This window comes from Sutterella sp. AM11-39, assembly GCF_003472385.1.
Taxonomy (GTDB): domain Bacteria; phylum Pseudomonadota; class Gammaproteobacteria; order Burkholderiales; family Burkholderiaceae_F; genus Duodenibacillus; species Duodenibacillus intestinigallinarum.
In genome coordinates, this window is the sequence record NZ_QRLV01000022.1 from 326 (window position 1) to 5,630 (window position 5,305).

At 52.7% G+C, this 5,305-nt stretch carries 2 tRNA genes and 3 rRNA genes; all 5 read left to right on the plus strand.

Annotated elements, in window-relative coordinates:
• Positions 1 to 13 precede the first annotated feature (13 nt).
• The 5 genes from DW133_RS09875 to rrf all read left to right on the plus strand — a co-directional run bounded on the left by DW133_RS09875 (position 14) and on the right by rrf (position 5,258).
• Positions 14 to 1,550: ribosomal RNA gene (locus tag DW133_RS09875) — 16S ribosomal RNA — on the plus strand.
• A 92-nt stretch (positions 1,551 to 1,642) separates the two neighbouring features.
• Positions 1,643 to 1,719, plus strand: a tRNA-Ile gene (locus tag DW133_RS09880).
• Positions 1,720 to 1,729: 10 nt separating this feature from the next.
• A tRNA-Ala gene (locus DW133_RS09885) sits at positions 1,730 to 1,805 on the plus strand.
• A gap of 293 nt (positions 1,806 to 2,098) precedes the next feature.
• A 23S ribosomal RNA gene (locus DW133_RS09890) occupies positions 2,099 to 4,985 on the plus strand.
• A gap of 158 nt (positions 4,986 to 5,143) precedes the next feature.
• Positions 5,144 to 5,258 (plus strand): 5S ribosomal RNA (rrf, locus tag DW133_RS09895).
• Together the 16S, 23S and 5S rRNA genes with 2 tRNA genes alongside form the textbook arrangement of a ribosomal RNA operon.
• Positions 5,259 to 5,305 lie beyond the last annotated feature (47 nt).

Here is a 5,305-nt window from a genome sequence, read left to right on the forward strand (position 1 = left end):
AAAAACAGAGATTGAACTGAAGAGTTTGATCCTGGCTCAGATTGAACGCTGGCGGCATGCTTTACACATGCAAGTCGAACGGCAGCATAGAGAGCTTGCTCTCTGATGGCGAGTGGCGAACGGGTGAGTAATACATCGGAACGTGTCCGTTTGTGGGGGACAACCACCCGAAAGGGTGGCTAATACCGCATAAGACCTGAGGGTGAAAGCCGGGGACCGCAAGGCCTGGCGCGAACGGAGCGGCCGATGACTGATTAGCTGGTTGGCGGGGTAAAGGCCCACCAAGGCGACGATCAGTAGCTGGTCTGAGAGGACGACCAGCCACACTGGAACTGAGACACGGTCCAGACTCCTACGGGAGGCAGCAGTGGGGAATTTTGGACAATGGGGGCAACCCTGATCCAGCCATGCCGCGTGCGGGAAGAAGGCCTTCGGGTTGTAAACCGCTTTTGTCAGGGACGAAAAGGTGCGGGTTAAGAGCTAGCACTGATGACGGTACCTGAAGAATAAGCACCGGCTAACTACGTGCCAGCAGCCGCGGTAATACGTAGGGTGCGAGCGTTAATCGGAATTACTGGGCGTAAAGCGTGCGCAGGCGGTTGGGTAAGACAGATGTGAAATCCCCGGGCTTAACCTGGGAACTGCATTTGTGACTGTCCGACTGGAGTATGTCAGAGGGGGGTGGAATTCCAAGTGTAGCAGTGAAATGCGTAGATATTTGGAAGAACACCGATGGCGAAGGCAGCCCCCTGGGGCAAAACTGACGCTCATGCACGAAAGCGTGGGGAGCAAACAGGATTAGATACCCTGGTAGTCCACGCCCTAAACGATGTCTACTGGTTGTTGGAGGGTAAAACCTTCAGTAACGAAGCTAACGCGTGAAGTAGACCGCCTGGGGAGTACGGTCGCAAGATTAAAACTCAAAGGAATTGACGGGGACCCGCACAAGCGGTGGATGATGTGGATTAATTCGATGCAACGCGAAAAACCTTACCTAGCCTTGACATGTCAGGAACGCTCCGGAGATGGGGCGGTGCCCGCAAGGGAACCTGAGCACAGGTGCTGCATGGCTGTCGTCAGCTCGTGTCGTGAGATGTTGGGTTAAGTCCCGCAACGAGCGCAACCCTTGTCACTAGTTGCTACGTAACAGAGCACTCTAGTGAGACTGCCGGTGACAAACCGGAGGAAGGTGGGGATGATGTCAAGTCCTCATGGCCCTTATGGCTAGGGCCTCACACGTCATACAATGGTCGGAACAGAGGGCAGCGAAACCGCGAGGTGGAGCAAATCCCAGAAAACCGATCGTAGTCCGGATTGCAGTCTGCAACTCGACTGCATGAAGTCGGAATCGCTAGTAATCGCGGATCAGCATGCCGCGGTGAATACGTTCCCGGGTCTTGTACACACCGCCCGTCACACCATGGGAGTGGGGTTCACCAGAAGACGTTTGCCTAACCGCAAGGAGGGCGGCGGCCACGGTGGGTTTCATGACTGGGGTGAAGTCGTAACAAGGTAGCCGTACCGGAAGGTGCGGCTGGATCACCTCCTTTAAGAGAAAAAGAGACGAAGAGTTTTGCAGGAACTTTTCGAATCGCGCTTACGCTTATCGGTTTGTTGTTAGCAGCAATTAAAGAGTGCGGCCGGGTCTTTAGCTCAGTTGGTTAGAGCATCGTCTTGATAAGGCGGGGGTCGATGGTTCGAGTCCATCAAGACCCACCACAGAAAAAACGGGGGCTTAGCTCAGCTGGGAGAGCACCTGCTTTGCAAGCAGGGGGTCAACGGTTCGATCCCGTTAGTCTCCACCAAGCACTTGCGCGTTTACAAAAATTCTTTTAAAATAAAGAGTTTCTGCGAGCGCGCAGCATTTTTCGCTGTGTGTTTTTTGTTCTTTAAAAATTTGGAAAAGAAGTAAAGCGTTCAGTCAACGGTTTGCCGGTGTTGATGAGACACGGGCGAGCGTAACGTTGATTGGAACGGGTTGTGATTGCATTCAAAAGAGTTTCAAATCGATCTTCATTGAACGAGAAAACAAACTCAAGAGAAACAGCGCGTTACTGTCACTGGAGAATCTTGCAGGCAAAAGGCTGCAGGGTTATAGGATCAAGTGACTAAGTGTATGTGGTGGATGCCTTGGCGATCACAGGCGATGAAGGACGTAGTAGCTTGCGATAAGCTGCGGGGAGCCGGCAAACGGGCTTTGATCCGCAGATTTCCGAATGGGGGAACCCACCGACGTAGGTCGGTATCACGCACTGAATACATAGGTGCGTGAGGCGAACGGAGCGAACTGAAACATCTAAGTAGCTCCAGGAAAAGAAATCAACCGAGATTGCGAAAGTAGCGGCGAGCGAAATTGCAGCAGCCCAGTGTTCTGATAGCACGAACGACAGCAGAAGGGTCTGGAAAGGCCCGCTACAGAGGGTGATAGCCCCGTATGCGAAATCGGACGTGTGGTACTAAGGAACCGATAAGTAGGGCGGGACACGTGACATCCTGTCTGAAGATGGGGGGACCATCCTCCAAGGCTAAATACTCGTGATCGACCGATAGTGAACCAGTACTGTGAAGGAAAGGCGAAAAGAACCCCGGGAGGGGAGTGAAATAGAACCTGAAACCGCATACATACAAACAGTAGGAGCCCCTGCAGTGGGGTGACTGCGTACCTTTTGCATAATGGGTCAGCGACTTACGTTTTGTGGCGAGCTTAACCGAGTAGGGGAGGCGTAGCGAAAGCGAGTTCGAATAGAGCGAAGAGTCTCAAGGCGTAGACCCGAAACCAGATGAGCTATCCATGGCCAGGTTGAAGGTGTGGTAACACACACTGGAGGACCGAACCGACTAGTGTTGCAAAATTAGCGGATGAGCTGTGGATAGGGGTGAAAGGCTTAACAAATCTGGAGATAGCTGGTTCTCCCCGAAAACTATTGAGGTAGTGCCTCGTGTATTGCTCCAGGGGGTAGAGCACTGTTATGGCTAGGGGGACATGGCGTCTTACCAAACCATGGCAAACTCCGAATACTTGGAAGTAAGAGCACGGGAGACAGAGCACCGGGTGCTAACGTCCGGACTCAAGAGGGAAACAACCCAGACCGCCGTTTAAGGTCCCAAATATTGACTAAGTGGAAAACGAAGTGTGAAGGCTAAGACAGTCAGGAAGTTGGCTTAGAAGCAGCCATCCTTCAAAGAAAGCGTAATAGCTCACTGATCGAGTCCTCATGCGCGGAAGATGTAACGGGGCTAAGTCAATAACCGAAAGCGCGGATTTGCATGAAAATGCAAGTGGTAGGGGAGCGTTCTGTAAGCCTGCGAAGGTAGTTCGAGAGGGCTGCTGGAGGTATCAGAAGTGCGAATGCTGACATGAGTAACGTTAAAGCGGGTGAAAAGCCCGCTCGCCGTAAGCCCAAGGTTTCCTGCTCTACGTTCATCGGAGCAGGGTGAGTCGGCCCCTAAGGCCAGGCTGAGAAGCGTAGTCGATGGGAAGCAGATTAATATTTCTGCACCATGTGCAAGTGCGATGGGGGGACGGAGTGCGAAAGATCATCCGGGTGTTGGATGTCCCGGTTTGTGAGTGTAGAAGGCCGACAGGCAAATCCGTCGGCGGATCTTCGAGACAAAGCATCGAGGTTCTACGGAACCGAAGTGATCGGAAGTGCTTCCAGGAAAAGCCTCTAAGCTTCAGCTTGTACATGACCGTACCGTAAACCGACACTGGTGGGCGAGTTGAATATACTCAGGCGCTTGAGAGAACTCGGGAGAAGGAACTCGGCAAATTGACACCGTAACTTCGGGATAAGGTGTGCCTTTGTAGCGTGAAGAGAGAAACACTCGGAGCGTGAAGAGGCCTCAGAGAATCGGTGGCTGCAACTGTTTATTAAAAACACAGCACTCTGCAAAGACGAAAGTCGACGTATAGGGTGTGATGCCTGCCCGGTGCTGGAAGATTAAGTGATGGGGTGAGAGCTCCTGATCGAAGTCCCAGTAAACGGCGGCCGTAACTATAACGGTCCTAAGGTAGCGAAATTCCTTGTCGGGTAAGTTCCGACCTGCACGAATGGCATAATGATGGCCACACTGTCTCCTCCCGAGACTCAGTGAAGTTGAAATGTTTGTGATGATGCAATCTCCCCGCGGCTAGACGGAAAGACCCCATGAACCTTTACTGTAGCTTTGCATTGGACTTTGAACCGATTTGTGTAGGATAGGCGGGAGGCAGAGAAAGCGCAACGCCAGTTGTGCCGGAGCCGACGTTGAAATACCGCCCTGATTTGTTTGAGGTTCTAACCGCGACCCGTAAGCCGGGTCCGGGACCGTGCATGGCAGGCAGTTTGACTGGGGCGGTCTCCTCCTAAAGGGTAACGGAGGAGTACAAAGGTACGCTAGGTACGGTCGGAAATCGTGCTGATAGTGCAAAGGCAAAAGCGTGCTTGACTGCGAGACCGACAAGTCGAGCAGATGCGAAAGCAGGTCTTAGTGATCCGGTGGCTCTGTATGGAAGGGCCATCGCTCAACGGATAAAAGGTACTCTGGGGATAACAGGCTGATACCGCCCAAGAGTTCATATCGACGGCGGTGTTTGGCACCTCGATGTCGGCTCATCTCATCCTGGGGCTGTAGCCGGTCCCAAGGGTATGGCTGTTCGCCATTTAAAGAGGTACGTGAGCTGGGTTTAAAACGTCGTGAGACAGTTTGGTCCCTATCTGCCGTGGGCGCTGGAAGATTGACGGGGGCTGCTCCTAGTACGAGAGGACCGGAGTGGACGCACCTCTGGTGTACCGGTTGTCACGCCAGTGGCATCGCCGGGTAGCTATGTGCGGAAGAGATAACCGCTGAAAGCATCTAAGCGGGAAACTTGCCTGAAGATAAGTCTTCCCGGAGGCTAGACCTCCCTGAAGAGTCGTTCGAGACCAGGACGTTGATAGGTCGGGTGTGTAAGCGTTGTGAGACGTTTAGCTAACCGATACTAATTGCTCGTGAGGCTTGATCCTATAACCGTGCTGCTTGAAGTTTGCAAGGACGAACTCGAGTAGATGAAGAGAAAGGATTGGAGCTCGAAAAAGAAAAGTGATTGCGAGCCCGAAGCTTTGCTTCTTAGCCAAAGAATTCGACGAGTTGATCGGACAGGATCAACGAGTCAAAGCCTTTGCCTGGCGGCCATACCGAAGTGGTCCCACTCCTTCCCATTCCGAACAGGACAGTGAAACGCTTCAGGGCCGATGATAGTTGGTTGTATTTCCAGTGAAAGTAGGTCACTGCCAGGCTAAATCATTAAAGCGAACCCCCGTTGGAGTCTCTCCTTCGGGGGTTT